This window comes from Streptomyces sp. NPDC031225 (assembly GCF_055570355.1).
On record NZ_JBVIHJ010000022.1, the window covers coordinates 157,479 to 183,128 of the forward strand.

Sequence of the window (25,650 nt, forward strand, 5' to 3'; positions counted from 1 at the left end):
GAGTCGGCCGCAGCCGCAGAGGCTCTCGCGGAGGCCGTCGATAGGCGCGCACGGCGGGGCCGCCTGAACCGGGTGATCGCGCCCGATTCCCCGGCGACGCGGACTCCGGCCGCTCTACGGTGCGTTCACGGCCGGTGAGCACCGGTTGTCCGGCAGGAACAAGAAGACCGCCGTAAGAGGGCAGCCTCGGTCTCTCGCGGTTCGGGCACCCGGTTCATCAGCGCCGCCGAGGCCCGGCGCGAGACCGGCGAGAACGAGCGCACGCTGATGGCCTACGAGCGGCTGCTCGACCCGGAGCCCGGTGGCTGCGGCGAATCCGATGCGGTCGACGCGTGGCGCATCAATACGCTCAGGTGACGGAAATTCTCCTCAGCCGCGAGGTCCGTGACCTGGCCACCCGCCTTGATCCCGGACTGCGTGCCCTGGACGCCCTTCATGGGGCGAGTGCTCTTTCGGTGGAGGGGGAGCTGACCGCGTTCGTGACGTACGACCGTCGGATGCCCGACACGGCTCGCAAGGAGGGCCTGTCCGCCCGCGCCCCCGGAATGGCGGACTGACCTGGCGCCGACTGTAGAAACCCGACAGGGAGTCCCGTAAGCCACTGTCGGTGCCCGAATGTCCTCGGGAGGGAGCGGCCCGATAGGTTTTCGGAGAAGCCGCCTGCCATCCAGGGTGTTCGGGCGGGTGTGTCAGACCCCTATGGAAAGGGTGATCCGTTGAGCCGCTCGGTTCTCGTCACCGGAGGCAACCGAGGCATCGGCCTCGCCATCGCCCGCGCATTCGCCGAGGCCGGCGACAAGGTCGCCATCACATACCGCTCGGGTGAGCCGCCGGCCGGCTTCCTTGCGGTGAAGTGCGACATCACCGACTCCGAGCAGGTGGAGCAGGCCTACAAGGAGATCGAGGCCGAGCACGGCCCCGTCGAGGTCCTGATCGCCAACGCCGGCATCACCAAGGACCAGCTCCTGATGCGCATGTCCGAGGAGGACTTCACCTCGGTCATCGACACCAACCTCACCGGCACCTTCCGGGTGGTCAAGCGCGCCAACCGCGGGATGCTGCGCGCCAAGAAGGGCCGCGTCGTCCTGGTCTCCTCGGTCGTCGGCCTCTACGGCGGCCCCGGCCAGTCCAACTACGCGGCCTCCAAGGCCGCCCTGGTCGGCTTCGCGCGTTCCCTCGCCCGTGAGCTGGGCTCGCGCAACCTCACCTTCAACGTCGTCGCGCCCGGCTTCGTCGACACCGACATGACCAAGGCCCTCACCGACGAGCAGCGTGAGGCCATCGTCAAGCAGGTGCCGCTCGGCCGCTACGCGCAGCCGGAGGAGATCGCCGCGACGGTGCGGTTCCTCGCCTCGGACGACGCCTCGTACATCACTGGAGCCGTCATCCCCGTTGACGGCGGACTGGGAATGGGTCACTGACAACCATGAGCGGAATTCTCGAGGGCAAGCGCGTCCTGATCACCGGTGTGCTGATGGAGTCCTCCATCGCCTTCCATGCCGCCAAGCAGGCCCAGGAGCAGGGCGCCGAGATCATCCTGACCGCGTTCCCGCGGCCCACGCTGACCGAGCGCATCGCCAAGAAGCTCCCCAAGCCCACCAAGGTCATCGAGCTCGACGTCACCAACGACGAGCACATGGGCCGCCTGGCCGACGTCGTCGGCCAGGAGCTCGGCGGCCTCGACGGCGTCGTGCACTCCATCGGCTTCGCGCCGCAGGACGCGCTCGGCGGCAACTTCCTGAACACGCCCTTCGAGTCCGTGGCCACCGCCATGCACGTCTCGGCGTACTCCCTGAAGTCGCTCACCATGGCCTGCCTGCCGCTGATGCAGAACGGCGGCTCCGTCGTCGGCCTCACCTTCGACGCGCAGTACGCCTGGCCGCAGTACGACTGGATGGGCCCGGCCAAGGCCGCCCTGGAGGCCACCAGCCGCTACATCGCGCGCGATCTGGGCAAGCAGAACATCCGCTGCAACCTCATCTCCGCGGGCCCGCTCGCCTCGATGGCCGCCAAGTCCATCCCGGGCTTCAGCGACCTGGCCGCCGTGTGGGACAACCGCTCTCCGCTGGAGTGGGACCTCAAGGACCCGGAGCCGGCCGGCAAGGGCATCGTCGCCCTGCTGAGCGACTGGTTCCCGAAGACCACCGGCGAGATCATCCACGTCGACGGCGGGCTGCACGCCATCGGCGCGTGACGCTGCCGCCGATGCCCGGCCGAGCCTGAGGGCCCGCACCCTTCGAGGGTGCGGGCCCTCGGCGCTCGGGCCGCGGGCCGGTGCGGGACCGGAGCGACACAGACCAGCGGGGTGTCACCCGTTCAGCCCACCGGCCGCGCGCGGACGCCGCACAACTGGGCACTCTGGATTACGCGTTCACCCGCGCTTCCCTCCCCAGCCCGGCCGAGGAGGTCCCCTTGTGCGCCTGTCCCGCAGCCTGGCCTCAGCGATCGCAGCCGTCTGCCTCGTGATGTCCCTGCCGTACGACGCGGTCCCGTACGGCGCGGCCTCGAACGACGCGATTCCTCACCACGCCATCCCTCACGACGCGCTGCCGCACGCACGCGTGGACGCGCGGGGCGCCGTCGCGCCGGAGCTGTTCGGCGCCTCCTGCCGCAGCAGGATCACCGGCTCCCGTGTGACCGCCTACTGCCACAACCCGTATCCGCGCACCGACGGCGTCACCCTGCACATCGAGTGCGAGCGCTGGTGGGACCTGGACAGCGACGGCGCCCAGGTCGAGGCCGGACCCGCGCAGACCGTACGGCTGACCGGCCGGTGCTGGAAGGAGATCCGCTCGGTGTGGGTCAGCCACCGGAAGATGGCGCGCTGAACCGGCCCGGACGGCACAGGAACGGATAGCCGGCCGCCTCCGCCGCCGCGGCCGCCGCGTCACCCGCGCGGATCGCGTCGACCAGCCGGGTGTGGTCCATATAGGTCTCCGGCGTCAGCTCCTCGCCGACGTCCTCACGCAGCCAGTCCCGCAGCACCGCGCCGAGGTCCGCGTACATCTCGGTCATCACGTCGTTGTGCGAGGCGGCGACCACGGCCAGGTGGAAGGTGGCGTCGGCCGTCACGAAGGCCTCCGTGTCGCCCGACTCCCAGGCCTCCTCGCGTCGCACCAGGAGCGCGTCGAGCTGCTTGAGGTCCCTCTCGGTGCGCCGCTCGGCGGCCAGCCGCGCCGCCGAGGACTCCAGGGTGGAACGCAGTTCGGCGACGTGCCGCGGCTCCGCGTCGGCGAACCGGCGGTGCATCACGCCCGCCAGCTCACTCGTCGCCACTACGTACGTCCCCGAGCCCTGGCGGATGTCCAGCAGGCCGTTGTGCGCGAGCGCGCGGACCGCCTCACGGACGGTGTTGCGCGCGACGCCCAGCTGTCCGACCAGTTCGGGCTCCGTCGGGATCCGGGAGCCGACCGGCCACTCGCCCGAGGTGATCTGGTTGCGCAGCGCGGCGATGACCTGCTCGGACAGTGCCGAGCGGCGGGGATGGCTCAGGGGCATGGCACACCTTCGCACGGGAGGGACGGAAGAAGGCGCCCCGGGGATGGACAACCAATCATCCCATGATTCTATGATGGGTGTCATGGCACGTGAGGAAGCCCGGACAGTGAAGTCCACGACCGCACCCCCTTCCGCGACTGCTCGCAGCTCCGCGGCCGCACCGGAGGAGGGTGCCGCGGTACCCGCCCCGCGCGCGTGGACGGTGCGCCTGGTCGTCGTCGGCATCGTGCTGTCCGCCCTCAACCTGCGCCCCGCCATCACCAGCTTCGGTGCCCTCCTCGAAGAGGTGCGCGACGGCCTCGGCATGAGCGGCAGCCTGGCCGGCCTCCTCACCTCGGTGCCCCCGCTGTGCTTCGCCGTCTTCGGCGTCACGGCCCCCCGCCTGGCCCGCCGTTTCGGCGCGGGCGCGGTGGTGTGCGCGGGGATGGTCGCCATCACGGCGGGCCTGCTCATACGGCCCTACACCGGCTCCGCGGCGGGCTTCCTGGCCGCCAGCGCCCTCGCGCTCATGGGGATCGCCGTCAGCAACGTCCTGATGCCGGTCATCGTCAAGCGCTGGTTCCCGGACCGGGTGGGCTCCATGACCGGCCTGTACTCGATGGCCCTCGCCCTCGGCACTGCGGCGGCGGCCGCCGTGACGGTGCCGGTGACCGAGGCACTGGGCGGGAACTGGCAGTCCGGGCTCGCGGTGTGGGCGGCTCTGGCCGCGGCGGCCGTACTGCCGTGGATCCCGCTCGTACGGGACCGGGGAGCGACGCCTGCCGGAAAGGGCGTGTCCTGGCAGGCGTCCGCGCGCGTGGAGGGCGCGGGGGAGGTCCGGCACATGCACACACGCGTGGAGCGGCCCACCCTGCGGATCACCCGGAGCCGTACCGCCTGGGCGCTCGCCGTCTTCTTCGGGCTCCAGGCCACCGCCGCCTACATCACCATGGGCTGGATGGCGCAGATCTTCCGGGACGCGGGCGTGCCCGCGGGTACCGCGGGACTGCTGCTGGCCGTCACGATGGTGATGGGGGTTCCGCTGGCCTTCGTCATCCCGCGCGTGGCCACCCGGTTGCCGCACCAGGGCCCGATCGTGATCGTGCTCGGCGTCTGCGGTCTCGTCGGCTACGCGGGCCTGTATCTCGCCCCCGCTTCCGGCGCCTGGGCCTGGGCCGTGCTGCTCGGCGTTTCCAACTGTGCGTTCCCGCTGGCCCTCACCATGGTCGGGATGCGGGCCCGAACCGGCGCGGGCGTCGCTCAGCTGTCCGCCTTCGCGCAGAGCACCGGCTACCTGATCTCCATCCCCGGGCCGCTCCTGGTCGGCGTGCTCTACCAGCACAGCGGGGGCTGGGGCCTGCCGATCGGGCTCATGACCGGCCTGATGATCCCGCAGATGGCGGTCGGGGTGCTCGCGGGCCGCGACCGCACGGTGGAGGACGAGGCGGCCCGCTGAGGCCCCCGGCGGCCTCGGTAAGAGACCGGGGTGCGAGACTTGCCGTATGCCAGTGCTCGACCCGAACCCCCAGAACGGCCAGAAGAAGATGTTGCTGGTCTTCGGCTCGTTCCTCGCCATCTTCGTGGTCATCGCCATCATCGCGACGATCGCCTCGCCCTGATCCGACCACCCGTTCCCCGGCCCGACGGTGGGGTTAGCCCCCTGTCCCCTAGGGGGCGAGTGTCAGGGTCAACTGGGTGGATCACCGGATGGGTTGAGAGCCCCCGGTTCCGTACCTTCGAGTTGTGACCGCGATCCGCGGCTCACCGCCCACCGGCCACTCGAAGACAGCGGAGGCACTCATGTCGGCCCCTACGCAGACCCCGCCCCTCCCGGCGTCCAGGGGCGGCGTCGACATCCGGCTGCCCTGGTGGGCCCTGGCCCTCCCGACGCTCGCCTTCGTCGTGCTGCTGGCGCTCATCCTCAACCCCTCCGACGCGCACGCGGCCTCCGGCAGCCCCGCCGTCACCCAGTTCCTGGAGCGCGTACAGCAGCTCATAGCGCGCTGAGCACGCACGAAGCCGCTCGTCAACTCCCTGCGCCCCATGGCCTGTTTCATGCGAAGCTGGATCCCATGAGCGTCGCAGAACCCCGCAGGATCGTCCTTTTCCGGCATGCGAAAGCCGACTGGCCCGAGGTGACCGACCATGAGCGGCCGCTCGCCGACCGGGGCCGAAAAGATGCAGCTGAAGCCGGACGGCGACTGGTCGACTCAGGCATCCCCTTCGACCTGGCCCTCTGCTCCACCGCGACCCGGACCCGTGAGACCTGGAAGCTAGCCGTGCAGGAGTTTCCGCACCGGCCGAAAACGGTCTACGAGGAGCGGATCTACGAGGCATCTCCCGGCGAGCTGATCGCCGTACTCAACGAGACCCCGGACGACGTGCGCAACGCCGTCATGGTCGGACACAACCCGGGTGTGCAGGGCCTCGCGGACGTCCTCGCCGGCGCCGCCGAGGGCGACACCCGACGGCGGATGGAGGGCCGCGGGTTCCCGGCCGCCGCCTTCGCCGTCCTGACGTTCAGCGGCCCCTGGAAGGCCCTGGAGCCGGGCGCGGCCACCCTCGTCGACTACTGGGCGCCCTCCGACTGACGGACCCGCCCCGACCCGCGGCGAGACGATGACGTGACAGGGCCCGGCACCGCGCGGGTGCCGGGCCCTGTCGATCCGTCCGTCAGTCCTCCTCGTGCGCGTCCGCCGCCTCGACCTCTTCGCGGGTGACGCCCAGCAGATAGAGCACCGTGTCCAGGAAGGGCACGTTCACCGCGGTGTGCGCGGCCTCCCGCACCACCGGCTTGGCGTTGAAGGCGACCCCGAGTCCGGCCGCGTTCAGCATGTCCAGGTCGTTGGCACCGTCCCCGATCGCGACCGTCTGGGACAGCGGCACCCCCACCTCGGCGGCGAACCGGCGCAGCAGCCGTGCCTTGCCCGCGCGGTCCACGATCTCCCCGGTGACCTTGCCGGTGAGCTTCCCGTCGACGATCTCCAGCGTGTTGGCCTGGGCGAAGTCCAGCCCGAGACGCTCCTTCAGATCATCGGTGACCTGGGTGAACCCGCCCGAGACGACACCGACTTGGAAGCCGAGCCGCTTCAGCGTACGGATGAGGGTGCGCGCGCCCGGCGTCAGCCTGACCTCGCTGCGCACCTTGTCCACGACCGAGGCGTCCAGCCCCTCCAGAAGCGCCACACGCGCGTGCAGCGACTGCTCGAAGTCCAGCTCGCCCCGCATCGCGGCGGCCGTCACCTCGGCGACCTCGTCCTCGCAGCCGGCGTGCGCGGCGAAGAGCTCGATCACCTCGTCCTGGATGAGCGTGGAGTCCACGTCCATGACCACGAGCCGCTGGGCCCTGCGGTGCAGACCGGCGGCGACCACGGCCACGTCGACGCCGAGCTTGGCGGCGTCCGTCACGAGGGCGGTGCGCAGCGGCCCGGTCTCCACGCCGGACACCGCGAACTCGACCGCCGTGACCGGGTACTTGGCCAGCCGGAAGATACGGTCGATGTTGCCGCCCGCCTTGGCGATCTTGGCGGCGATCGCCGCGGTCGCCTCCGCGGTGAGGGGGTGACCGAGCACGGTGACCAGTGAACGCCCCAGCCCTCGCGGCCGGTTGTCGCCGAGGCCGGAGATGATCTCCGCCTGCATCTTGATCGAATCCGCCCAGCTGTGGACGGTCGCCCGCAGGTCACCCTCCAGCGCGCGGGGCGGCGCGGTCACGAGCGCGCACAGCACCATTCGGCCACGCGTGACGACCTGCTCGATGTCGACCACGTCGACCGAGTAGGCGGCGAGGGTGTCGAACAGACCGGCCGTGATGCCCGGCCTGTCCTTCCCGAAGATCTTGACGAGAAGGGTGGGGTCGTCGGGAGACGGGTTCTGTGAAGCGCTCATGGTGTTCCCACCGTATCCGGCACCCAGTGCCTTCTGCTCCCGCGGTCCGTCTGACGGACACGGAACACTCGGTGTCGAAAAGGTGGCGTGATCCTTATCCGCGGGTCACGACTCGGCTGCTGCGGGCGCCGCACCCGGCGTCGCGCTCGGTGGGCGCTCCGTGCTGCCCTTCCGTCTCGGCCGTGCGCGCAGTTGCGTGGGCGCGGTGGCGCGGTCGGTGTGCGCGGCGGCGGGCTTCACCCCGGACATTCGGCCCGCGGTGAACGACTGGGGTGCGCTGGCGGCGCTGGTCGAGGCGGGGCAGGGGGTGGCGCTGATGCCAGGCCTGTCTCAGCGCCGTCCCTTCGGCTTCCCCGGTGGTGGCGGCGGGGGCGGCGGGGGAGGAGGCGGTGCCTGCCGGCCCTCCTCCCCGGAGGACGGTCGTCGGCCACCGGGCCGCTGCCTGGGGGGCCGTTGCGGTGAGGGCTGATCGACCGGCCGGGCCATGGTGGGGGCGCCGTAGACGTTGTCGGGCGGTGCGGCGTCGTCGGTCCGGCGCGGCTCCTCAGGAGACCGACCCGCCTCCCGTGGCCGGCCGCTGTCCCCTTCCGAGCCCTCCCGTCCGGGCTCTCCCCGACGATCCTCACGGCGCGGCCCTGCCTCGCTGCCCGCACCGCCCGGTTCGTGCCGACGGTCCTCGGAACCCGGCGTCCACCCGACACCGGGCCGGGCATCCTCCGGCTCCAGCAACTCGTCCGGCACCCGCAGATACGGGTTCGTCACCGGATTCGGAGGCCGATACGACGTACCGGGCGCGTAGGGCCCCGCCCCCGCCCCCGCCTCACTGCCGTGGGGCCCTGCCTCACCGCTGTACGGCCCTGTCCCACCGGCGTACGGCGGCCCCACCGCACCGCTGTTCGACTCCGGACCACTGTCATACGGCCCTGCCGTGCCCCCGCCATAAGCTCCCGGCGCACCCCCGCCATACGGTCCCGCCGCACCGCGGTTCGGCACGGGCCCCCCGCCGTACGGCTCCGCCGCACCACCGCTGTTGGTTCCGGCCCCACTCTCCTCGTACGGCCTCGCTCCGCCACCGTCGTACGAACTGGCCTCACCCTCGTACGACCCGGAACCTCCGACTTCGTACCCCCTGACTCCCCCCGCGGACGCCCCCGCCCCGCCGACGTAAGCCCCACCCTCGCCCGCGTAGCGCGGCCCGCCGGCAAGCCCAGCACCCCGGTCCCCAGCCGTCCCCTCAAAGTCACGCCGTGCCAACTCCGCGGCCCGCGACCCCGCCGCCCCCGTCGCGCGGGCCAGCAACGCCCCGGCGGCCCCCGCCCCCGCACCCCACAGCGCCCCGAGCAGCACCGCCATCCCGAGCTGCCCCCGCAGCGTGATCCCGGCGCCGAAGGCGTCGAATCCCAGGACCGACAGCGAGGCGTCCACCGACACCTCCGTCAGCCAGGCGAGCAACGGCAACGCCAACGCGGTCGCGACCCCCAACCGCACCGCACACCGCCCGGCGAAACCAAGGGCCCCCGGATCCCGGCCGCCCCCGGAACTCATCCCGCCGGAACCCGAGTTCCACCCCTGCCCGGCACCGCCCCGCCCTGCCCGGCCGACTGCCCCCGCGCCGCCCGGGACCCCCACCGGCGTCCGCGCCGCGGTGAGCACCCCCGCCAGCAGCATCATCAGAGCTGCCCCCACCCCCAGCAGCCACACCCGTCCGTCCAGGTCCGCCAGCCGTGCCAGCGTCGCCGACTGGTCGGAGTCGGAGTTGAGCAGTCGGTCCAGCGGGTCCGGCAGGAAGTTCGTCAGGACGCCCGTCGCCCGGCCGTCGAAGGGGACGAACAGGCCGATGGGGATGCCCAGCCACACCCCATTGGGCGCCCCGAGCATCGCCGCTCCCGCGATCCGCTTGGGGTGGTCGTCGCCGATCGCCGCGTACACCGCCGCCGAGAGCCCCGCGGCCACCGCGACCAGCAGGACCGTCACGAGGGCCGACACGGCCGGCCGTACGACCCGGTGCACGGCCTCCCAGCCGCGCGGCAGCGGTGCACGGCGGGACGCCAGCAGCGCGATCAGCAGGATCCCCGCCGACCAGCCGAGTCCGCCGAGCAGGGTCGGCGCGGTGTCCACCGTGAAGCCGACCGCGGCCTTCGCGTCGACGAGGTTGCCGATCTGGTCGGGCAGCAGCCCGCCGATGTCCCCGACGTCACCCAGCCCGGGGATGTCGAGGCCGCCGCCGCCCGCGCCGGGCAGCTTGTCGAGGCCCAGGGAGGCCCCGTCGATCGTGATGACGTCGTGCCCCGCCCAGGCCAGCCCGCCGAGCATCGCCACGAACAACGCGATCACCGAGCCCGCGCGCGCGAGGAGTTCCGACGGTGCGATCACCGCTCCGGCGCCCCGCAGGGACCGTAGGAAGAACCAGGACAAAAGCACCGCACCGACCAGGCTGACGCCCAATGGCGTGATCTCGATGGCGGTGGCCGCCTCCGCACCCGTCAACCCGAACGCGGACACATCACCGGAAGGCGTCACGGAACCGCCTGCCGCAAGGGCCACGACAGCCGCGGTCATCGGCCCCAGGGAGGCGGCGGAATCAGCCTCCAGCAGATGCAGACCGAGTGCCGCCGTTCCCGCCATCCCGATCAACGCCCAGCTCACGGAGGCGATCGCGGACAGCAGGATGTCGCCCCACGGCAGCCTCACGCCGCCGTGTCGCGCGGTCTCGTGACTCATGGACGCACTCATGGCAGACCCCCCGATCCGCGGCGCGGCCGAGACCGCGCTTGTCCCCCTCGCGTGGATTACCCACTCTCCGGGTCGGTTTCAACCCCGTCAACGGAACCGGCCGAAGCGTGCGAACGTGGTCTTCTCGGGGCTCGGGTTTCGGTCAGGGGACGGATCCTGAAATGGTTCCCGACGATGTTCGACATCCCTACACTCCCTGTGACGGGGGCGATTCGGGGGGACTACTCAGTGGGGCTTGGAGTGCCGGAACTCGTACTGGAAGCGAACGGACGCACCTGGACGCTCGATCCGTCCAGGCCATACAGTCTTGGGCGCGATCCGCAGGGGGACATCGTGTTCGACGACGCCAGGGTTTCCTGGCGTCACGCCACGATCAGCTGGAGCGGGCGCGGCTGGGTCATCGAGGACCACGGCAGCACCAACGGCACGTTCGTGCACGGGCAGCGGATCCACCAGACGGAGATCGGCCCCGGCTCTGCCGTACACCTGGGCAACGCGAGCGACGGCCCGCTGCTGGACTTCACCGGCGCCGCGGCCCCGGCCGCGCAGCCCCAAGCCCGGCAACAGCCGTACGCCGCGCAGGGAGTCCAGGGCGCGAGCCCCGGCTGGGCCCAGCAGACACCGCAGCAGGCGGCCCCGGAACCGGCCTCGCAACAGTCCCCGCAGTCCGGCTGGCCGCAGGCACAGCGGCCGTCGCACCCGCATTCGCAGGCGCCGCAGCAAGGTCACCAGCCTCAGCCGGGTCACCAACCGCAGCAGGGGCACCAGCCGCCGCAGAAGTTCCCGCAACAGCAGGGCCCCGACGGGGGCGTCGGCGCGAGCGCGCCGCCGGTCTACGGCGACCGCAGCCCGACCACGTTCCACCAGTTCACCATCGGTCGCATCATGCGCATCGGCCGTGCCCTGGAGAACGACCTGGTCGTCTCCGACCTCCAGGTCTCCCGCAACCACGCCGAGTTCCACTCGACGCCCGACGGCCGCATGGAGATCCGCGACCTCGGCTCGCACAACGGCACGTACGTCAACGGCCAGCCGATCACCAAGGGCGGTTCCGCGCTGCTCGGCCCGAGCGACATCGTCGGCGTCGGCCACTCCACGTTCCGGATCGTCGGCGACCGCCTCGAGGAGTTCGTCGACACCGGTGAGGTCTCCTTCTCGGCCCGCCACCTCACCGTCACCGTCGACGGCGGCAAGCAGATCCTCAAGGACGTCTCCTTCGGCGTCCCGGAGAAGTCCCTGATCGCGGTCATCGGACCGTCCGGTTCCGGCAAGTCGACCCTGCTCAAGGCGCTCACCGGCTACCGGCCCGCCAACCAGGGCGACGTCCTCTACGACAACCGCAACCTCTACAAGCAGTTCGCCGAGCTGCGCCAGCGCATCGGTCTGGTCCCGCAGGACGACATCCTGCACAAGGAGCTGACCGTCAAGAAGGCGCTCAAGTACGCGGCCAAGCTCCGCTTCCCCGCCGACACCACGGGCGAGGAGCGCGACCACCGCATAGGTGAGGTGCTCCGCGAACTGAAGCTGGACGTCCACAAGGAGAAGAAGGTCACCGCCCTCTCCGGCGGCCAGCGCAAGCGCGTCTCCGTGGCCCTGGAACTGCTCACCAAGCCGTCCCTGATCTTCCTGGACGAGCCGACCTCCGGCCTCGACCCGGGTATGGACCGCGATGTCATGCAGCTGCTGCGCGGCCTCGCCGACGACGGCCGGACGGTCCTTGTCGTCACCCACTCGGTGGCCGAGCTGGCGCTGTGCGACAAGCTCCTGGTGATGGCCCCGGGCGGCTCCGTCGCCTACTTCGGCCCGCCCGAGGAGGCCTTGAACTTCTTCGGCTACGACACCTGGGCCGACGTCTTCTCCGCCTTCGAGAACTATCGCGACTACGACTGGGCCGGACGCTGGAAGGGCTCGCAGCACTATCAGATGTACGCCGCGGACATCGACGCCGTTGCGCCGCAATCCGTACAGACGCCGCCGATGCACGGCATGAAGCCGCCGAAGCCACAGGGCTGGTTCGGTCAGTTCGGGACACTCGTGCGCCGCTATGTCTCGGTGATCGCGTCCGACAAGGGCTTCCTGGCCCTGACGGTGATCCTGCCGCTCGTCCTCGGCGCGGTGAGCCTGCTCATCGACTTCGGCGACCCGCTGCTGCCCAAGCCGATCGACCCCAGGACCAAACTCCCCGAGCCGAACAGCACGGCCACCACCGTGCTGCTCATCCTCGCGGTCGGCGCCTGCTTCGCCGGCGCCGCCAACTCCGTCCGTGAACTGATCAAGGAACGGGTCATCTACGAGCGGGAGCGGGCCACCGGCCTGTCCCGCTCGGCGTACCTGATGTCCAAGGTGTTCGTGCTCGGCGTGATCACCGTGCTGCAGGGGCTGCTGGTCGGCGTCATCGGCTTCGCCAGCCGCGGCCTCCCGACAGAGGGCCTGGTCCTCGGCAACCTGACGCTCGCGGAGCTGTGCCTGCCGATCATGGGCCTCGGGTTCACCTCGATGATGTTCGGCCTGATCATCTCCTCGCTGGTGAAGACGTCCGAGAAGACCATGCCGCTGCTGGTCATGTTCGCGATCGTCCAGGTCGTCTTCACCGGCTGTCTGTTCACCCTGAACGGCAAGATCGGCGTCAACGAGCTCTCGTACCTCATGCCGTCCCGCTGGGCGGTCGCCGCGGCGGGCGCCACCCTGGACTTCAACAAGGTCAACCCGCCCGTCAAGCCGGGCGACTCGACCGACCCGCTGTGGGACCACACGATCAGCGCCTGGGGCCTCGACATGATCGCGCTCGTCGCCATCGGCGTGGTCTGCGGCTTCTTCGTGGCCCGCTTCCTGCGCCGCCACGAACCCGAGGTCATGCGGAAGTAGCCCGGTCCGTCACGACAGCGAAGGGCGGCACCCCGGCAGGGGTGCCGCCCTTTTCCGCCTTTTCGCGTACGAGAGGTCCGCGCGGCCTCAGTAAGCGCTGTTCACGTTGTCGATCGAGCCGTACCGGTGGAACGCGTAGTTCGCGGAGGCGGTGATGTTGGCGACCGGGTTGTACTGGCTCCAGGACGTGCCGGGGACGTGGTAGGCGTCGAAGGTCGGCTTGATGATCTGCAGCAGACCGATCGACGGCGTGCCGTTGATCGCGTTGATGTCCCAGCCGTTGATGGCGCTCGGGTTGCCCGAGGACTCCCGCATGATGTTGCGGTACAGGCCGTTGTAGCTGCCCGGGATGCCCTTGGACTTCATGATGTCCAGGGACTGCTTGATCCAGCCGTCCAGGTTGTTGGCGTAGCTCTTGGGCGCCGCGGCCTTCAGCTTGGCACGCTGCGCGGACCGGCTCGCGGCCTCCTTGGCCTTGCGCGCCTTCGCGGCCTTCTTGGCGGCGGCCGCGGCGGCAGCCTTCTTCTTCGCGGCGGCGGCGGCCTTGGCCTTCGCTTCGGCCTTGGCCTTCGTCTCGGCGGCCTTGCCCTGGAAGGTCTTGGCGGCGAGCTGCTCGCTGACGTCCGCGTGGAGGCCCTTGAGCTGCTCGGAGGTGTAGGTCACCGGGACCGAGGAGGTGGCCGCCTCGGACGTGGTGGTCTCCGCGTTGCCCGGCACCGCGCTGAACGCGACGGCGGCGGCGCCGAGCGTGGCGACACCTGCGATGGCGATCCTGTGGCGCTTCGTCAGCGCACGACTACGACCACGGATGAAAGTGTTCTTGGGCATGCGGATGGACCTCTTCGAATAGCGCGGAGGTCGCTCGCTGTCCGGCGGGGGACACGGGTGCTTCCTGCACAAACGCCGCGGGCGGGACCCACGGCGTTGAGCGACGAGAGCCATTCTTAGCGGCCGCAAAATGCCACGGCAAAGGTGTGACGTACGATCCGGGGTAGTGGACCGGGGGATGGCAAATCGGGACAGACTGGAACGTCTGCCCCGTTCACGACGGAAGCCTGTGTCTCCTATCTGCCTTCGTACGTGATCTGCGCCCTATGTGCGGGCTCACACCGAGCGGAAGGCGGTCTCACCGCTAGTTGCTGCAGCAATGCTCTGTGTGAGGGCCCTCGTCCGGAAGGAGGAGATGCACGTCCCCGAACTCGTGCCAGAGGTAGTGCCCGCGCAGCGCCTCCTCGTAGCCGCGGTCGACCGCCGCCCGCCCCGCGACCGCCTCCAGCATCAGCAGATGCGAGGCCTCGGGCTCGTGCAGTCCGGTCAGCAGCCCGTCCACCACCCGTACCCCGCGCTCCGGGGTCACCACGAGATCCGTCCACCCCGCACGCGCGCGTACGACCCCGTCGGCCCCGGCCGCGGACTCCACGGCCCGCACGGCGGTCGTCCCGACGGCGACGACCCTGCCGTCCCCGGCCCTCACCGCGTTGATCAGCCGCGCGGAGGCCGCCGGCACCGCGTACCGCTCCGGATACGGCGGCTCGTGCGCCTCCGCCGAGGCCACCCCGGTGTGCAGCGTGACCGGTGCGAACTGCACACCGAGGCTCACCAGCTCCGTCACCAGCCGCGCGGTGAAGGGCCGGGCGGCACTGGGCATCTCGGCGCTGCCGGTGCCGTCGGGGGAGGGGAGGGCGAAGACCGTCTGGTAGACGGACAGCGGCTGGTCCCGTTCCGTATAGGAATAGCGAATGGGCCGCCCGTACTCACGGAGCAGGCGGTGCATCGCCGGACCGGCCCGAAAACCCGTCGCCCCCGTCACCCGGGCCCACCACAACCGCCCGCTCGCCTCACTCAGACTCTCCTCCAGGACCAGCCGGACGTCCCCGGGCAGCCGTATCTCCGTGCCCGCGGGACCGCCCGCACGCGCGCGCGTGGTGCCCGTGCCGTCCGGCTCCCGCAGCTCGACGGCCCACCGCCCGTCGTCCCCGAGGACCGAGAAGTGCACCACCACGCGTGCGTGCCCGCTCCACGCGTCCACGGCGGCGGCCCGCGTGGGCGAGGTGTTCACGACGAGCAGATCCCCGGCCCGCAGCAGACACGGCAACTCCCGGAACCCGTGGTGCGACACCTCTGTCCCACGCGACACCAGGAGCCGTACGGCATCCCGGTCCAGCCCGGGGCCGCGCTGTTCGGCCGGTACGCGCGCCGACAGCTCCTCCGGCACCTGCACCGTCAGCGTCATCGCCGGCCCTCCAGCAGCGCCGGCGCCCCGTACCGCCCGCTCACCGGCCGCTCGTCCAGCAGCCGCAGGAAGGCGGGCACCACACTGGCCGGCTCGGGCCGCGGGTCCCGGTCGTCCGGTACGGCCGCCGCGTACAGGTCCGTCGCCATGTCCCCGGGGTCGACGGCCCACACCCGCAGCTGAGGCTCCTCCTCGCCCAACACCGCCATGAGGTGGTCCAGGGCGGCCTTCGACGCCCCGTAACCGCCCCACGTCTCGTACGCCTCGGCCGCCGCGTCCGAGCTGACGGCGATCACCGACCCGGCCGCCGCGGTCCGCAACAGCGGCAGCGCTTCCTGGACCAGGCCCAGCGCGGCCACGACGTTCACCTCCAGTGCGCGGCGCAGCCCGTCCGGAGCCAGCCTCTCCAGGCGCACCAGCGGCTCGGCGCCCAGCGCGCTCGCGTTGTTCACCAGCAGATCGACGCCGCCGAGCTTCCAGGCCGCGGCCACCAGCTCGGAGCGGTGCGCCGGGTCCGTGACGTCCCCGGGCAGGGCCGTCACCCGGGCCCCCTGCTCGCTCATCGCGGCCGCGGTCGCCCGCAGCACCTCCGCGTTCCTGGCGTCGAGCACCAGATCCCAGCCCCGCGCGGCCAGGGCCTCGGCGAGCGCCCGCCCCAGCCCCTTCGAGGCCCCCGTGATGATCGCAACCGGCATGGCACGCCCTCTCGTCTCCCACCGCCACCACCGGGCGGTGACCTCACCGTAGGAAGACCACCCCGGGCCCCGCCTCGGACGCGGGTCCCGAAACAGCGGGTCCCTTCGTCCTACGCCGCCGACCCACCCACCACGGGCCGGGGACCGTCCGGCTGCACCGAGCAGTGCGGCCCGGCCGAGCCGAAGCCCGGTGACCGACGACAACGCCGCAGATGCGCGGGCCACGACCCGCGCCCAGGCACGCCCCACCGGGCAGGTCCTAGGTCCCGCGCCCCAGCCGACTGCCGTCACCGGCCCGATCCCCGCTGTCACACCCCGCCGGTACCGTGAGGTCATGAGTCAAGGCCCCCGGTCCGGCCTCGCCGCGGTGAGTTCCGCGCTGCTGGCCATGAGCAGGCACCTGGAGGTGCGGGACGTCCTCAAGACGATCGTGGCCTCCGCCCGCGAGCTGCTCGACGCGCAGTACGCCGCCCTCGGCGTCCCGGACGACCACGGCGGCTTCGCCCAGTTCGTGGTCGACGGCGTCAGCGACGAGCAGTGGAAGGCCATCGGCCCGCTCCCGCGGCAGCACGGCATCCTCGCCGCGATGCTCCACGAGGCCACCCCCGAGCGCCTCGCCGACGTCCGCGAGGACCCTCGCTTCGGGGGCTGGCCGTCCGCCCACCCAGACCTGGTCGACTTCCTGGGTCTGCCGATCCGCGACGGCGACGAGGTCATCGGCGCCCTCTTCCTCGCGAACAAGAACTGCCCCAGGCCGGAGGGCGGATGCGGCTTCACCGAGGACGACGAGGAACTCCTCGCCATCCTCGCCCAGCACGCCGCGATCGCCCTCACCAACGCCCGCCTCTACGAACGCAGCCGCGAGCTCACCATCGCCGAGGAGCGCTCCCGCCTGGCTCACGAACTGCACGACGCGGTCAGCCAGAAGCTCTTCTCCCTGCGCCTGACCGCCCAGGCCGCCACCGCCCTCGTCGACCGCGACCCGGCCCGCGCCAAGGGCGAGCTCCAGCAGGTGGCCGCGCTCGCCGCCGAGGCAGCCGACGAACTGCGCGCCGCGGTGGTCGAGTTGCGCCCCGCCGCCCTGGACGAGGACGGCCTGACCGCCACCCTCCGCACCCACATCCAGGTACTGGACCGCGCCCACGCCGCCCGCGTGACCTTCGCGGCACACAGCTTCCGCGCACTGCCCGCAGCCCAGGAGGAGGCCATGCTCCGCGTCGCCCAGGAGGCCCTGCACAACGCGCTGCGGCACTCGGGCGCCGAGCACGTGGACGTGACTCTGGACCGGCGCGGCAACGGAGCCGTCCTGCGCGTCACGGACGACGGCAGCGGATTCGAACCGAAGGCGATCCGCCGCGCGGGGCGACACCTCGGCCTGGTCTCCATGCGGGACCGGACGAGCGGGGTCGGCGGCACGCTGACCGTGGAGTCGGCGCCCGGCAAGGGCACCACGATCGAGATGGAGGTACCCGGTGGCTGACGCGATCAGGGTCCTGCTCGTCGACGACCACCAGGTCGTCCGCCGCGGCCTGCGCACCTTCCTGGAGGTGCAGGACGACATAGAGGTCGTGGGGGAGGCCGCCGACGGTGCCGAGGGCGTCGAGCGCGCCGAGGAACTGCAGCCCGACGTCGTCCTCATGGACGTCAAGATGCCGGGCATGGACGGCATCGACGCCCTGCGCAGACTCCGCGAACTGAACAACCCCGCCCGCGTGCTGGTCGTCACCAGCTTCACCGAACAGCGCACCGTGGTCCCGGCCCTGCGCGCGGGTGCCGCCGGATACGTCTACAAGGACGTCGACCCCGACGCCCTGGCCGGTGCCATCCGCTCCGTGCACGCCGGCCACATCCTGCTCCAACCCGAGGTGGCCGGCGTCCTGTTGTCCCAGGAGGAGAACAACTCCGGCCTGGGCAGGGGCGGTTCGCTCACCGAGCGGGAGCGTGAGGTGCTCATGCTGATCGCCGACGGCCGCTCCAACCGGGAGATCGCCCGCGCGCTGGTCCTCTCCGAGAAGACCGTCAAGACCCACGTCTCGAACATCCTGATGAAGCTCGACCTGGCGGACCGAACACAGGCGGCTCTGTGGGCGGTTCGCCACGGTATGGCCGGTTGATCCACGGGGCGTCGGCAATACGGAGGGTTCCGCTCCGGAGTGAGATTCATACCGTCGTGGGAATGTCCCCCGAATGGCGCATCCTTCGTGGATCTCCGCCGTTCTCCAGTGCGTGCTGCGGCGACTGCCGCGGCAATCGCTAGGAGGGCTTAGAAGTGAAGAACCTGAAGAAGGCAGCGGCCGTGACGATGGTGGCCGGCGGGCTGATCGCCGCCGGTGCCGGTATGGCCTCCGCCACCGACGGGTCGCACGCCGACGGCAACGCCGTGGGCTCGCCCGGCGTCGCCTCCGGCAACCTCGTCCAGGCCCCGGTGCACGTCCCGGTGAACGCGGTCGGCAACAGCGTCAACGTCATCGGCGTGCTGAACCCCGCCTTCGGCAACCTCGGCATCAACCACTGATTCCCCTCGCCGAGCGAGCAGTGACTTCGGCCTCCCGGGCGCCCCGCGCACCCGGGAGGCCGGTCTCTTTGTCGTAGGAATGATCCGAACGGTCGGTCCTGCTCACATCTGCGCACCGTCCCCCTCCCTTCCGCGTTGACCAGCGCACGACCCGCGGCCGGGTCGGACACGCAAACGCAGGAGGAACGCTTCTCATGAACATCGCCAAGAAGGCCGCCGTGGCCATCACCGTCGCCGGTATCGCCACGGGTGCCGCTGCCGGTGCCGCTGTCGCCGACGCGGGTGCCGACGGCGCGGCCGTGAAGTCGCCGGGTGTCGCCTCGGGCAACCTCGTCCAGGTGCCGGTGCACGTCCCGGTGAACGTGGTCGGCAACACCGCCAACGTCATCGCCCTGCTGAACCCGGCCTTCGGTAACACGGGTGTGAACGACTGACGTCGGATCCGAGCCGCGGGGCCCCACAAGTCGACGGAGACTTGTGGGGCCTTTGGTATGCGTCGGCTGTGGGCCGGTGGGGGCTGGTCGCGCAGTTCCCCGCGCCCCCAAGTGGGTGCAACTGAGTCTTTCAGGGGCGCGGGGAACTGCGCGACCTGCCACGACGCACCCGCACAACTCACCGCACCCCTCGCTCCAGCTCCTCCACATACGCGTTGTACGCAGCCACCAGGGCCCTACGGGCCGTCCGCTCCACCGGCCTCAGCGCCTCGGACCGCGCTCCCATCTCCCCGGCGGTCACAGCCGCCCCGTGCCCGTTCTCATGAGCGAGCGACACCAACAACCCCACCCGCTGAGCGAGCTCCAACACCCGCACAGCCCGCGGCGGATACCCCGGCGCCAGAACCTCCCGCCCCCGCTCGGCCCGCGCCCGGTACGCATCGAGCGCCGCCTCAGCCACCGGCCCCGACCCGGCCACATCCAACCGCGACAACACCTCAGTCGCCTCCCGCAGGGCCTCCGCGAGCTCCCGCTCGGCCTCGCCGAGCGACGGCACATCGGCCGGCGGCGCCTCCCGCACCGGCAGCACATGCCACACCACCTCGACATGCACATCACCCGAGGGCCCGGCCTCATACACCTCCGGCACCAGGCCCAGCGCGGCGCCGTAACAGACCACCGCCTCCTCCGCCTCCAACGCGCGCGCGTTGAAGTCCGGCGGCCCGCTCAGCCCCAGCGGATGCCCGGGAGCGGGCAGCGCGACCCGCAGACCGGTGACCCCGAGCGACCGCAGCCGCCCGAGCGCCAGCGTCAGACCGACGGCCGCCGTCTCACCCGGCAGCCCTTCGACCCGGTGCGCGGCATCGTCACCGACGATCGCCAGCGCGGCGTCGTCCGGTGAGACAAGTCCGGCCAAAAGGCCGTTTCCCCAAGCGGCAAGGCGTCCAGAGCGTGGTTCCGAGAGCATGCCCCCACCCTAAGGACCGGACCGATGGAAGGGAGCGGCCGACCGGTGGCGTAGATTTCATCGAGGGCTGCGCCGATTGCGCGCACGCGACAGCCGAGACGCCGACACCGGTCACACAGCAAGGGGAGACAACGCGCTCATGAGCGATGTTCTGGAGCTTCAGGACGTATCCGTGGTCCGCGAGGACCGGGCTCTGGTGGACCAGGTCTCCTGGTCGGTCAAGGAAGGCGAGCGATGGGTCATCCTCGGCCCGAACGGCGCCGGCAAGACCACGCTCCTGAACCTCGCCTCCAGCTACCTCTACCCCAGCAAGGGCACCGCCACCATCCTCGGCGAGACCCTCGGCAGGCCCGGCACCGACGTCTTCGAACTGCGCCCGCGGATCGGCATGGCGGGCATCGCCATGGCCGACAAGCTCCCCAAGCGCCAGACCGTTCTTGAGACCGTACTGACAGCGGCGTACGGCATGACCGCCGGCTGGCAGGAGGAGTACGAGGACATCGACGAACAGCGCGCGCGTGCCTTCCTCGACCGCCTCGGCATGAGCGACTACCTGGACCGCAAGTTCGGCACCCTCTCCGAGGGCGAGCGCAAGCGCACCCTCATCGCCCGCGCCCTGATGACCGACCCCGAGCTCCTTCTCCTCGACGAGCCGGCCGCGGGCCTCGACCTCGGCGGCCGCGAGGACCTGGTCCGCCGCCTCGGCCGGCTCGCCCGCGATCCGATCGCCCCCTCGATGCTCATGGTCACCCACCACGTCGAGGAGATCGCCCCCGGTTTCACCCACGTCCTGATGATCCGCCAGGGCAAGGTCCTCGCCGCTGGTCCGCTGGAGCTCGAACTCACCTCGCGCAACCTGTCCCTCTGCTTCGGCCTCCCTCTCGTCGTCGAACAGGTCGGCGACCGCTGGACCGCGCACGGCCTGCCGCTGTCGTGATCACGTGAAGTACCCGCAAAAACAGGGGTAAGAAGCCCGTTCCCGCTCCATCGCGCCCTGTCCGAGGTGGTACCCCCGGACCTACCATGACCACGTGAACGACATCAACGCATGGGTGTGGTGGCTCGTCGCGGCGGCAGCGCTCGGCATTCCGCTCGTAGTGACCGCGATGCCGGAGTTCGCCATGTTCGCGGCAGGCGCCGTCGCCGCAGCGGTATCGGCCGGACTCGGCGGTGATGTCGTCGTCCAGGTGCTCGTCTTCGTCGCCGTCTCGGTCGCCCTCATCGCCGTCGTACGGCCCATTGCGAACCGGCATCGCTCACAGCGCCCCCAACTCGTCACGGGAATCGACGCGTTGAAGGGCAAACAGGCCGTCGTCCTGGAGCGCGTCGACAGCGCGGGCGGCCGGATCAAGCTCGCCGGCGAGGTCTGGTCGGCACGCTCTCTCGAAACCGGCCGTGCCTACGACGTAGGCCAGGAAGTGGATGTCGTCGACATCGAGGGAGCCACGGCGATCATCATGTGACCTCGCAGGATGCAACTGAACCGAACGCACCACGCGTCACACGACGGTCTGTCAGACTCGACCAGCAAGATCTTCAACAACCATAAGATCTTCCGAGAACACCGAGGCGGAGAAGGGCACGGGGAGCACGATGGAACCGGTCATCATCGTCTTGATCATCCTGGTGGTGTTGGTCTTCATCGCCCTGATCAAGACGATCCAAGTCATCCCACAGGCCAGTGCGGCCATCGTGGAGCGCTTCGGCCGCTACACGCGGACACTCAACGCGGGACTGAACATCGTCGTCCCGTTCATAGACACCATCCGCAACCGCATCGACCTGCGTGAACAGGTCGTGCCGTTCCCGCCGCAGCCGGTGATCACCCAGGACAACCTGGTCGTCAACATCGACACGGTCATCTACTACCAGGTGACCGACGCACGGGCCGCCACCTACGAGGTCGCCAGCTACATCCAGGCGATCGAGCAGCTCACCGTCACCACGCTCCGCAACATCATCGGTGGCATGGACCTGGAGCGGACCCTGACCTCCCGCGAGGAGATCAACGCGGCCCTGCGCGGCGTCCTCGACGAGGCCACCGGCAAGTGGGGCATCCGCGTCAACCGCGTGGAACTGAAGGCGATCGAGCCCCCGACCTCCATCCAGGACTCGATGGAGAAGCAGATGCGCGCCGACCGTGACAAGCGCGCGGCGATCCTGACGGCCGAAGGTACCCGCCAGGCCGCCATCCTCACCGCCGAGGGTGAGAAGCAGTCCCAGATCCTGCGCGCCGAGGGTGAAGCGAAGGCGGCGGCCCTCCGCGCCGAAGGCGAGGCCCAGGCCGTCCGCACGGTCTTCGAGGCCATCCACGCCGGAGACCCCGACCAGAAGCTCCTCAGCTACCAGTACCTCCAGATGCTCCCCAAGATCGCCGAGGGCGACGCCAACAAGCTCTGGATCGTCCCCAGCGAAATCGGCGACGCCCTCAAGGGCCTCTCCGGAGCGATGGGCAACTTCGGCAACTTCGGCGGCGGTTCGGGCGGCGGCAACGGCGGCAACGGCGGCTCGGAACGCCGGGAGAACCCGAAGATCGACTGACAGTCCCGGAAAAGCAAGGTTCCCCGCACCCACCCAGGGGCGCGGGGAACCGCGCGACAAGCCACGACGAACCCGCAGCCGCCAACCGAACCGTTCAGGGCAGAAGACTATGCGGCCTCTCCGGCCAACCACTCCGGCAGCGCCGAGAAGTCCTCGCGCCCCAGCGACAGCAGCATCGCGTCAGCCGGAGTCGGCTCGAACGGCTCCCGCAGCAACGGCATCCCAGCCTCCACCGGAGTCCGGTTCGCCTTGCGGTGGTTGTCCTCCGCGCAGGAGGCCACCGTATTCAGCCAGGTGTCCTGACCACCCTGCGACCGCGGCAGCACGTGGTCCACGGTCGTCGCCCGCCGCCCGCAGTATGCGCACCTGTGCCGGTCACGTACCAGAACACCCCGCCGGGACCACGGGGCTTGTCTTCGGAAGGGCACCCGCACATACCTGCACAGCCTGATCACCCGGGGCGCCGGTATGTCGACCGCGGCTCCGCGCATGCGCAGTTCGGGGTGGGACTGCTCGACGACGGCCTTGTCCTGAAGCACCAGAACGACGGCGCGGTTCAACGTCACCGTCGACAGTGGCTCGAAGCTCGCATTCAGTACCAGCGTGTCCCGCATAACCAGCCCACCTCCCGTGCGCACCGGCCCACCCCCAGGCGGGCTTGGGCTTGGATCAACTCTGGCCGGGCACGCCGAGATGGACAACGCAATAAAAATGCCCGCCCCTGATCAATTCCAAGACCAGAGGCGGGCAAACGTCCCATGAACGTCAGGCTTCGGCAGGCACCTCGTACTCGCCGATCAACTGGGCCCGGGCGATCGCATGGAACCGCAGGTTGAAGCCCACAAAAGCAGGAGAGGCATCGGAATCCGGCCCGAGCTTCTCCTGGTCCACGGCGTACACCGTGAAGACGTACCGATGCGGCCCGTCCCCGGCCGGCGGAGCGGCCCCACCGAAGTCCTTCGACCCGTAGTCGTTGCGCGCCTGTACGGCCCCCTCCGGCAGCCCCTCGAACTTCCCGCTGCCCGCACCCACCGGCAACTCGGTCACCGAGGCCGGGATGTCGAACACCACCCAGTGCCAGAACCCGCTGCCCGTCGGGGCGTCGGGGTCATAGCAGGTCACGGCGAAGCTCTTGGTCCCGCCCGGAAAGCCCTCCCAACGCAGCTGCGGAGAAGTGTTGCCGGCCGCGTAGACCTGAGCGTCCTTGAGGGGCGAACCCTCCTCGACGTCCTCGCTCGTCACCGTGAACGACGGCACGGACGGATGGAAATCATGGGGGAGCGGCCGCCGCTTGAGCTCAGTCACCTCGGTACCTCCTGATCGATCACCGGAATCAGCAGTTCCGAGCCTAGAACCAGTTGCGCTTGCTGCCGACCTCGGACAGCCACTGGTTGAGGTACCCGGCCCAGTCGGTGCCCTGGAAGTCGTGCAGACCCACCTGGAAGGACCGGAAGGTGTCACTGCCCTCGCTGAACAGCCCCGGCTTCTTGTCCATCTCCAGGATGACGTCCATCGCGTTACCGTCCGCGACGAAGCTCAACTCGACCTGGTTGAGCCCGCGGTACTGCTGCGGCGGGAAGAACTCGATCTCCTGGTAGAACGGCAGCTGCTGCCGCGTCCCACGGATGTGACCGCGCTCCAGGTCCGCGTTCTTGAAGCGGAAGCCCAGCTGCATGAACGCGTCCAGGATCGCCTTCTGCGCCGGCAGCGGGTGCACGTTGATGGGGTCGAGGTCACCGGAGTCCACGGCACGCGCGATCGCCAGCTCGGTCGTCACACCGACGTTCATGCCACGCAGCGCCTGCCCGTCGATCATCGTGATCGGCGTCTCCCAAGGGATCTCCAGCCCGAACGGCACCGAGTGCACCGCGTTCGGCTGCAGCTCGAAGGCCCCGCCGAGCGACACCTTCGTGAACTCGATGTCCTGCTTGTACTCCTGGTCGCCGCTCTCGACCTCGACCTTGGCCTGCAGTCCGACCGACAGCCCCTCGATCCGCTGGTCGACGGACCCGCCCTGGATCCGCACCTCACCCTGGACGACACCACCCGGGACGACGTTGACCTCGGTCAGCACCGTCTCCACCGAAGCCCCACCGGCACCCAGGCTCGCGAGCAGCTTCTTGAACGCCATGTCTCTCCTTACAACGCGCGGATTCCTGATCCCTACAAACGCGATCCGGCCGTGGTCGGTTCCGCGCCCTCACCCTGACAAGCGGACGGACCCTTGACCACCCCTTGGCACACACCCGTCTGGACTACGCTCGTACGCCATGATCACGCCCCCGGACCGTACGCCACTGACACGAGAGTTCTTCGACCGCCCTGTACTGGAAGTCGCCCCCGACCTCGTCGGCCGCACCCTCGTCCGTACGACCCCGGACGGCCCGATCGCGGTGCGCCTCACGGAGGTCGAGGCATACGACGGTCCGAACGACCCCGGCTCCCACGCCTATCGCGGCCAGACGCCCCGCAACAGCGTGATGTTCGGTCCACCCGGGTACGTGTACGTCTACTTCACCTACGGCATGTGGTTCTGCATGAACCTGGTGTGCGGACCGGAGGGACGCGCGAGTGCCGTCCTGCTCCGCGCAGGCGAGGTCCTCGAAGGCGCGGATCTGGCGCGCAAACGTCGACTCTCAGCCCGAAATGACAAGGAACTGGCCAAAGGACCGGCTCGCCTCGCTACCGCCCTGGGCGTGGACCGGGCCCTGAACGGCACGGACGCGTGCGGGGCTGGCGAGACCCCACTGAGGGTGCTTGCCGGCACCCCGGTTCCCCCCGACCAGGTACTCAACGGTCCACGGACCGGAGTGGCCGGCGACGGGGGCGTGCACCCCTGGCGGTTCTGGGCCGCCAACGACCCGACGGTGAGCCCCTATCGGGCCCATGTCCCGAGGCGCCGCTCAAGTTGACTCGCTCTTGGAAGATGCGTAACGTGGCCCGAGCCGCTTGACCCGGGTACGGCAATCGCCTGCAGCCGGAAGCGGCCAAACCACTACCTACGACTTCCCCTCGGCGGGGGCGATTTCGGCGTGCTCTCATGCCCGAATTCGAACTCGCAGAACTCGATTATGAGTTGCGGAGGGAGTCCGCTAACGTAGTGAATGTCGAAAGGCCCCGCCGACCGGGATTCAGTTCCGAAAGGCCCTGAGAAATCAGGACCGAAAGGATCTGGTAGAGTCGGAAACGCAAGACCGAAGGGAAAAAGCCCGGAGGAAAGCCCGAGAGGGTGAGTACAAAGGAAGCGTCCGTTCCTTGAGAACTCAACAGCGTGCCAAAAATCAACGCCAGATATGTTGATA

The 25,650-nt window shown here is 70.2% G+C and carries 27 protein-coding genes and 1 pseudogene; 18 read left to right on the plus strand and 10 right to left on the minus strand.

The window, feature by feature from the left end:
• The first annotated feature begins 353 nt into the window (after positions 1-353).
• From ACZ48Z_RS32480 to ACZ48Z_RS32495, 4 genes are all read left to right on the plus strand, one after another.
• A complete protein-coding gene (locus ACZ48Z_RS32480) occupies positions 354-557 on the plus strand; it encodes a PIN domain-containing protein (protein ID WP_468739466.1) in 204 nt (67 codons plus the stop codon).
• 159 nt (positions 558-716) lie between these two features.
• On the plus strand, positions 717-1,421 hold the full coding sequence (gene fabG / locus ACZ48Z_RS32485; protein WP_468739467.1) for a 3-oxoacyl-[acyl-carrier-protein] reductase: 705 nt from the start codon (positions 717-719) through the stop codon (positions 1,419-1,421).
• A gap of 5 nt (positions 1,422-1,426) precedes the next feature.
• Positions 1,427-2,194 carry an enoyl-ACP reductase FabI gene (gene fabI, locus ACZ48Z_RS32490; protein ID WP_468739468.1) on the plus strand — a complete coding sequence of 256 codons (768 nt, stop codon included), beginning with the start codon at positions 1,427-1,429 and terminating at the stop codon, positions 2,192-2,194.
• A 220-nt stretch (positions 2,195-2,414) separates the two neighbouring features.
• Positions 2,415-2,828, plus strand: a complete 414-nt coding sequence (locus ACZ48Z_RS32495) for a hypothetical protein (protein ID WP_468739469.1) — start codon at positions 2,415-2,417, stop codon at positions 2,826-2,828.
• Here ACZ48Z_RS32495 and ACZ48Z_RS32500 read toward each other — a convergent pair.
• On the minus strand, positions 2,803-3,498 hold the full coding sequence (locus ACZ48Z_RS32500) for a FadR/GntR family transcriptional regulator (protein WP_468739470.1): 696 nt from the start codon (positions 3,496-3,498) through the stop codon (positions 2,803-2,805). The two genes, ACZ48Z_RS32495 and ACZ48Z_RS32500, sit on opposite strands and share 26 nt — an antisense overlap.
• An 82-nt stretch (positions 3,499-3,580) precedes the next feature.
• On the opposite strand from ACZ48Z_RS32500, the gene ACZ48Z_RS32505 reads away from it, so the two are divergent.
• The 4 genes from ACZ48Z_RS32505 (at position 3,581) to ACZ48Z_RS32520 (ending at position 6,068) form a co-directional block, all read left to right on the plus strand.
• The gene (locus ACZ48Z_RS32505; RefSeq protein ID WP_468739471.1) at positions 3,581-4,933 is read left to right on the plus strand and encodes a CynX/NimT family MFS transporter; all 1,353 of its coding nucleotides are present in this window, start codon (positions 3,581-3,583) and stop codon (positions 4,931-4,933) included.
• A gap of 46 nt (positions 4,934-4,979) precedes the next feature.
• Positions 4,980-5,096 carry an SGM_5486 family transporter-associated protein gene (locus tag ACZ48Z_RS32510; RefSeq protein ID WP_123759839.1) on the plus strand — a complete coding sequence of 39 codons (117 nt, stop codon included), beginning with the start codon at positions 4,980-4,982 and terminating at the stop codon, positions 5,094-5,096.
• Between the two features lie 181 nt (positions 5,097-5,277).
• Positions 5,278-5,484: a hypothetical protein gene (locus tag ACZ48Z_RS32515; RefSeq protein ID WP_468739495.1), complete on the plus strand. Its 207-nt coding sequence runs from the start codon at positions 5,278-5,280 to the stop codon at positions 5,482-5,484.
• Positions 5,485-5,549: 65 nt separating this feature from the next.
• The gene (locus ACZ48Z_RS32520) at positions 5,550-6,068 is read left to right on the plus strand and encodes a SixA phosphatase family protein (RefSeq protein WP_468739472.1); all 519 of its coding nucleotides are present in this window, start codon (positions 5,550-5,552) and stop codon (positions 6,066-6,068) included.
• A gap of 82 nt (positions 6,069-6,150) precedes the next feature.
• Here ACZ48Z_RS32520 and serB read toward each other — a convergent pair whose 3' ends face one another.
• The gene (serB, locus tag ACZ48Z_RS32525) at positions 6,151-7,365 is read right to left on the minus strand and encodes a phosphoserine phosphatase SerB (protein WP_468739473.1); all 1,215 of its coding nucleotides are present in this window, start codon (positions 7,363-7,365) and stop codon (positions 6,151-6,153) included.
• A 196-nt stretch (positions 7,366-7,561) separates the two neighbouring features.
• On the opposite strand from serB, the pseudogene ACZ48Z_RS32530 reads away from it, so the two are divergent.
• A pseudogene (locus ACZ48Z_RS32530) lies at positions 7,562-7,684 on the plus strand (LysR substrate-binding domain-containing protein); the annotation flags it as partial.
• A gap of 11 nt (positions 7,685-7,695) precedes the next feature.
• Here the strand turns inward: ACZ48Z_RS32530 and ACZ48Z_RS32535 are convergent.
• Positions 7,696-10,086: a streptophobe family protein gene (locus ACZ48Z_RS32535; RefSeq protein ID WP_468739474.1), complete on the minus strand. Its 2,391-nt coding sequence runs from the start codon at positions 10,084-10,086 to the stop codon at positions 7,696-7,698.
• Between the two features lie 252 nt (positions 10,087-10,338).
• On the opposite strand from ACZ48Z_RS32535, the gene ACZ48Z_RS32540 reads away from it, so the two are divergent.
• Positions 10,339-12,963, plus strand: a complete 2,625-nt coding sequence (locus ACZ48Z_RS32540) for an ABC transporter ATP-binding protein/permease (protein ID WP_468739475.1) — start codon at positions 10,339-10,341, stop codon at positions 12,961-12,963.
• An 87-nt stretch (positions 12,964-13,050) separates the two neighbouring features.
• Here the strand turns inward: ACZ48Z_RS32540 and ACZ48Z_RS32545 are convergent, their stop codons facing one another.
• From ACZ48Z_RS32545 to ACZ48Z_RS32555, 3 genes are all read right to left on the minus strand, one after another.
• Positions 13,051-13,791: a transglycosylase SLT domain-containing protein gene (locus ACZ48Z_RS32545; RefSeq protein WP_468739476.1), complete on the minus strand. Its 741-nt coding sequence runs from the start codon at positions 13,789-13,791 to the stop codon at positions 13,051-13,053.
• A 304-nt stretch (positions 13,792-14,095) separates the two neighbouring features.
• A complete protein-coding gene (locus ACZ48Z_RS32550; protein WP_468739477.1) occupies positions 14,096-15,196 on the minus strand; it encodes an S-adenosylmethionine:tRNA ribosyltransferase-isomerase in 1,101 nt (366 codons plus the stop codon).
• Positions 15,193-15,891: an SDR family NAD(P)-dependent oxidoreductase gene (locus ACZ48Z_RS32555; RefSeq protein ID WP_468739478.1), complete on the minus strand. Its 699-nt coding sequence runs from the start codon at positions 15,889-15,891 to the stop codon at positions 15,193-15,195. Before ACZ48Z_RS32555 ends, ACZ48Z_RS32550 begins: the two co-directional genes overlap by 4 nt.
• A gap of 334 nt (positions 15,892-16,225) precedes the next feature.
• Here ACZ48Z_RS32555 and ACZ48Z_RS32560 point away from each other — a divergent pair, with 334 nt between their 5' ends.
• The 4 genes from ACZ48Z_RS32560 to ACZ48Z_RS32575 all read left to right on the plus strand — a co-directional run bounded on the left by ACZ48Z_RS32560 (position 16,226) and on the right by ACZ48Z_RS32575 (position 18,840).
• Complete coding sequence (locus tag ACZ48Z_RS32560; protein ID WP_468739479.1) at positions 16,226-17,371, plus strand: GAF domain-containing sensor histidine kinase; 1,146 nt, start codon at positions 16,226-16,228, stop codon at positions 17,369-17,371.
• Positions 17,364-18,005, plus strand: a complete 642-nt coding sequence (locus ACZ48Z_RS32565) for a response regulator (protein ID WP_468739480.1) — start codon at positions 17,364-17,366, stop codon at positions 18,003-18,005. Before ACZ48Z_RS32560 ends, ACZ48Z_RS32565 begins: the two co-directional genes overlap by 8 nt.
• Before the next feature lie 155 nt (positions 18,006-18,160).
• Positions 18,161-18,406, plus strand: a complete 246-nt coding sequence (gene chpE, locus ACZ48Z_RS32570; protein ID WP_468739481.1) for a chaplin ChpE — start codon at positions 18,161-18,163, stop codon at positions 18,404-18,406.
• Positions 18,407-18,600: 194 nt separating this feature from the next.
• Positions 18,601-18,840, plus strand: a complete 240-nt coding sequence (locus ACZ48Z_RS32575) for a chaplin family protein (protein WP_468739482.1) — start codon at positions 18,601-18,603, stop codon at positions 18,838-18,840.
• Between the two features lie 178 nt (positions 18,841-19,018).
• Here the strand turns inward: ACZ48Z_RS32575 and ACZ48Z_RS32580 are convergent, their stop codons facing one another.
• Positions 19,019-19,807, minus strand: coding sequence for a hypothetical protein (locus ACZ48Z_RS32580; RefSeq protein ID WP_468739483.1), 789 nt, complete (start codon positions 19,805-19,807; stop codon positions 19,019-19,021).
• Between the two features lie 139 nt (positions 19,808-19,946).
• Here ACZ48Z_RS32580 and ACZ48Z_RS32585 point away from each other — a divergent pair, with 139 nt between their 5' ends.
• The 3 genes from ACZ48Z_RS32585 (at position 19,947) to ACZ48Z_RS32595 (ending at position 22,348) form a co-directional block, all read left to right on the plus strand.
• Positions 19,947-20,744 carry an ABC transporter ATP-binding protein gene (locus ACZ48Z_RS32585; RefSeq protein WP_328746041.1) on the plus strand — a complete coding sequence of 266 codons (798 nt, stop codon included), beginning with the start codon at positions 19,947-19,949 and terminating at the stop codon, positions 20,742-20,744.
• A gap of 94 nt (positions 20,745-20,838) precedes the next feature.
• Positions 20,839-21,270 (plus strand): NfeD family protein, encoded by a 432-nt coding sequence (locus ACZ48Z_RS32590; protein ID WP_468739484.1) that lies wholly within the window; start codon positions 20,839-20,841, stop codon positions 21,268-21,270.
• A gap of 130 nt (positions 21,271-21,400) precedes the next feature.
• Positions 21,401-22,348, plus strand: coding sequence for an SPFH domain-containing protein (locus ACZ48Z_RS32595; RefSeq protein WP_468739485.1), 948 nt, complete (start codon positions 21,401-21,403; stop codon positions 22,346-22,348).
• A 107-nt stretch (positions 22,349-22,455) separates the two neighbouring features.
• On the opposite strand, the gene ACZ48Z_RS32600 is transcribed toward ACZ48Z_RS32595, so the two are convergent.
• The 3 genes from ACZ48Z_RS32600 to ACZ48Z_RS32610 all read right to left on the minus strand — a co-directional run bounded on the left by ACZ48Z_RS32600 (position 22,456) and on the right by ACZ48Z_RS32610 (position 24,479).
• Complete coding sequence (locus tag ACZ48Z_RS32600; protein ID WP_468739486.1) at positions 22,456-22,962, minus strand: HNH endonuclease; 507 nt, start codon at positions 22,960-22,962, stop codon at positions 22,456-22,458.
• A gap of 151 nt (positions 22,963-23,113) precedes the next feature.
• Positions 23,114-23,653, minus strand: a complete 540-nt coding sequence (locus ACZ48Z_RS32605; protein WP_468739487.1) for a YbhB/YbcL family Raf kinase inhibitor-like protein — start codon at positions 23,651-23,653, stop codon at positions 23,114-23,116.
• A 43-nt stretch (positions 23,654-23,696) separates the two neighbouring features.
• Positions 23,697-24,479: a sporulation protein gene (locus tag ACZ48Z_RS32610; RefSeq protein ID WP_468739488.1), complete on the minus strand. Its 783-nt coding sequence runs from the start codon at positions 24,477-24,479 to the stop codon at positions 23,697-23,699.
• 139 nt (positions 24,480-24,618) lie between these two features.
• Here ACZ48Z_RS32610 and ACZ48Z_RS32615 point away from each other — a divergent pair, with 139 nt between their 5' ends.
• On the plus strand, positions 24,619-25,260 hold the full coding sequence (locus ACZ48Z_RS32615; RefSeq protein ID WP_468739489.1) for a DNA-3-methyladenine glycosylase: 642 nt from the start codon (positions 24,619-24,621) through the stop codon (positions 25,258-25,260).
• The last annotated feature ends 390 nt before the right edge of the window (positions 25,261-25,650 follow it).

Coding starts and splice junctions, on each gene's coding strand:
- ACZ48Z_RS32545 (WP_468739476.1), bottom strand. CDS start 13,791: ATGCCCAAGAACACTTTCATCCGTGGTCGTAGTCGTGCGCTGACGAAG.
- ACZ48Z_RS32615 (WP_468739489.1), top strand. CDS start 24,619: ATGATCACGCCCCCGGACCGTACGCCACTGACACGAGAGTTCTTCGAC.
- ACZ48Z_RS32600 (WP_468739486.1), bottom strand. CDS start 22,962: ATGCGGGACACGCTGGTACTGAATGCGAGCTTCGAGCCACTGTCGACG.
- ACZ48Z_RS32585 (WP_328746041.1), top strand. CDS start 19,947: ATGAGCGATGTTCTGGAGCTTCAGGACGTATCCGTGGTCCGCGAGGAC.
- ACZ48Z_RS32535 (WP_468739474.1), bottom strand. CDS start 10,086: ATGAGTCACGAGACCGCGCGACACGGCGGCGTGAGGCTGCCGTGGGGC.
- ACZ48Z_RS32575 (WP_468739482.1), top strand. CDS start 18,601: ATGAACATCGCCAAGAAGGCCGCCGTGGCCATCACCGTCGCCGGTATC.
- ACZ48Z_RS32510 (WP_123759839.1), top strand. CDS start 4,980: ATGCCAGTGCTCGACCCGAACCCCCAGAACGGCCAGAAGAAGATGTTG.
- fabI (WP_468739468.1), top strand. CDS start 1,427: ATGAGCGGAATTCTCGAGGGCAAGCGCGTCCTGATCACCGGTGTGCTG.
- ACZ48Z_RS32555 (WP_468739478.1), bottom strand. CDS start 15,891: ATGCCGGTTGCGATCATCACGGGGGCCTCGAAGGGGCTGGGGCGGGCG.
- ACZ48Z_RS32580 (WP_468739483.1), bottom strand. CDS start 19,807: ATGCTCTCGGAACCACGCTCTGGACGCCTTGCCGCTTGGGGAAACGGC.
- ACZ48Z_RS32595 (WP_468739485.1), top strand. CDS start 21,401: ATGGAACCGGTCATCATCGTCTTGATCATCCTGGTGGTGTTGGTCTTC.
- ACZ48Z_RS32505 (WP_468739471.1), top strand. CDS start 3,581: ATGGCACGTGAGGAAGCCCGGACAGTGAAGTCCACGACCGCACCCCCT.
- serB (WP_468739473.1), bottom strand. CDS start 7,365: ATGAGCGCTTCACAGAACCCGTCTCCCGACGACCCCACCCTTCTCGTC.
- ACZ48Z_RS32520 (WP_468739472.1), top strand. CDS start 5,550: ATGAGCGTCGCAGAACCCCGCAGGATCGTCCTTTTCCGGCATGCGAAA.
- ACZ48Z_RS32560 (WP_468739479.1), top strand. CDS start 16,226: ATGAGTCAAGGCCCCCGGTCCGGCCTCGCCGCGGTGAGTTCCGCGCTG.
- ACZ48Z_RS32610 (WP_468739488.1), bottom strand. CDS start 24,479: ATGGCGTTCAAGAAGCTGCTCGCGAGCCTGGGTGCCGGTGGGGCTTCG.
- ACZ48Z_RS32550 (WP_468739477.1), bottom strand. CDS start 15,196: ATGACGCTGACGGTGCAGGTGCCGGAGGAGCTGTCGGCGCGCGTACCG.
- ACZ48Z_RS32500 (WP_468739470.1), bottom strand. CDS start 3,498: ATGCCCCTGAGCCATCCCCGCCGCTCGGCACTGTCCGAGCAGGTCATC.
- ACZ48Z_RS32515 (WP_468739495.1), top strand. CDS start 5,278: ATGTCGGCCCCTACGCAGACCCCGCCCCTCCCGGCGTCCAGGGGCGGC.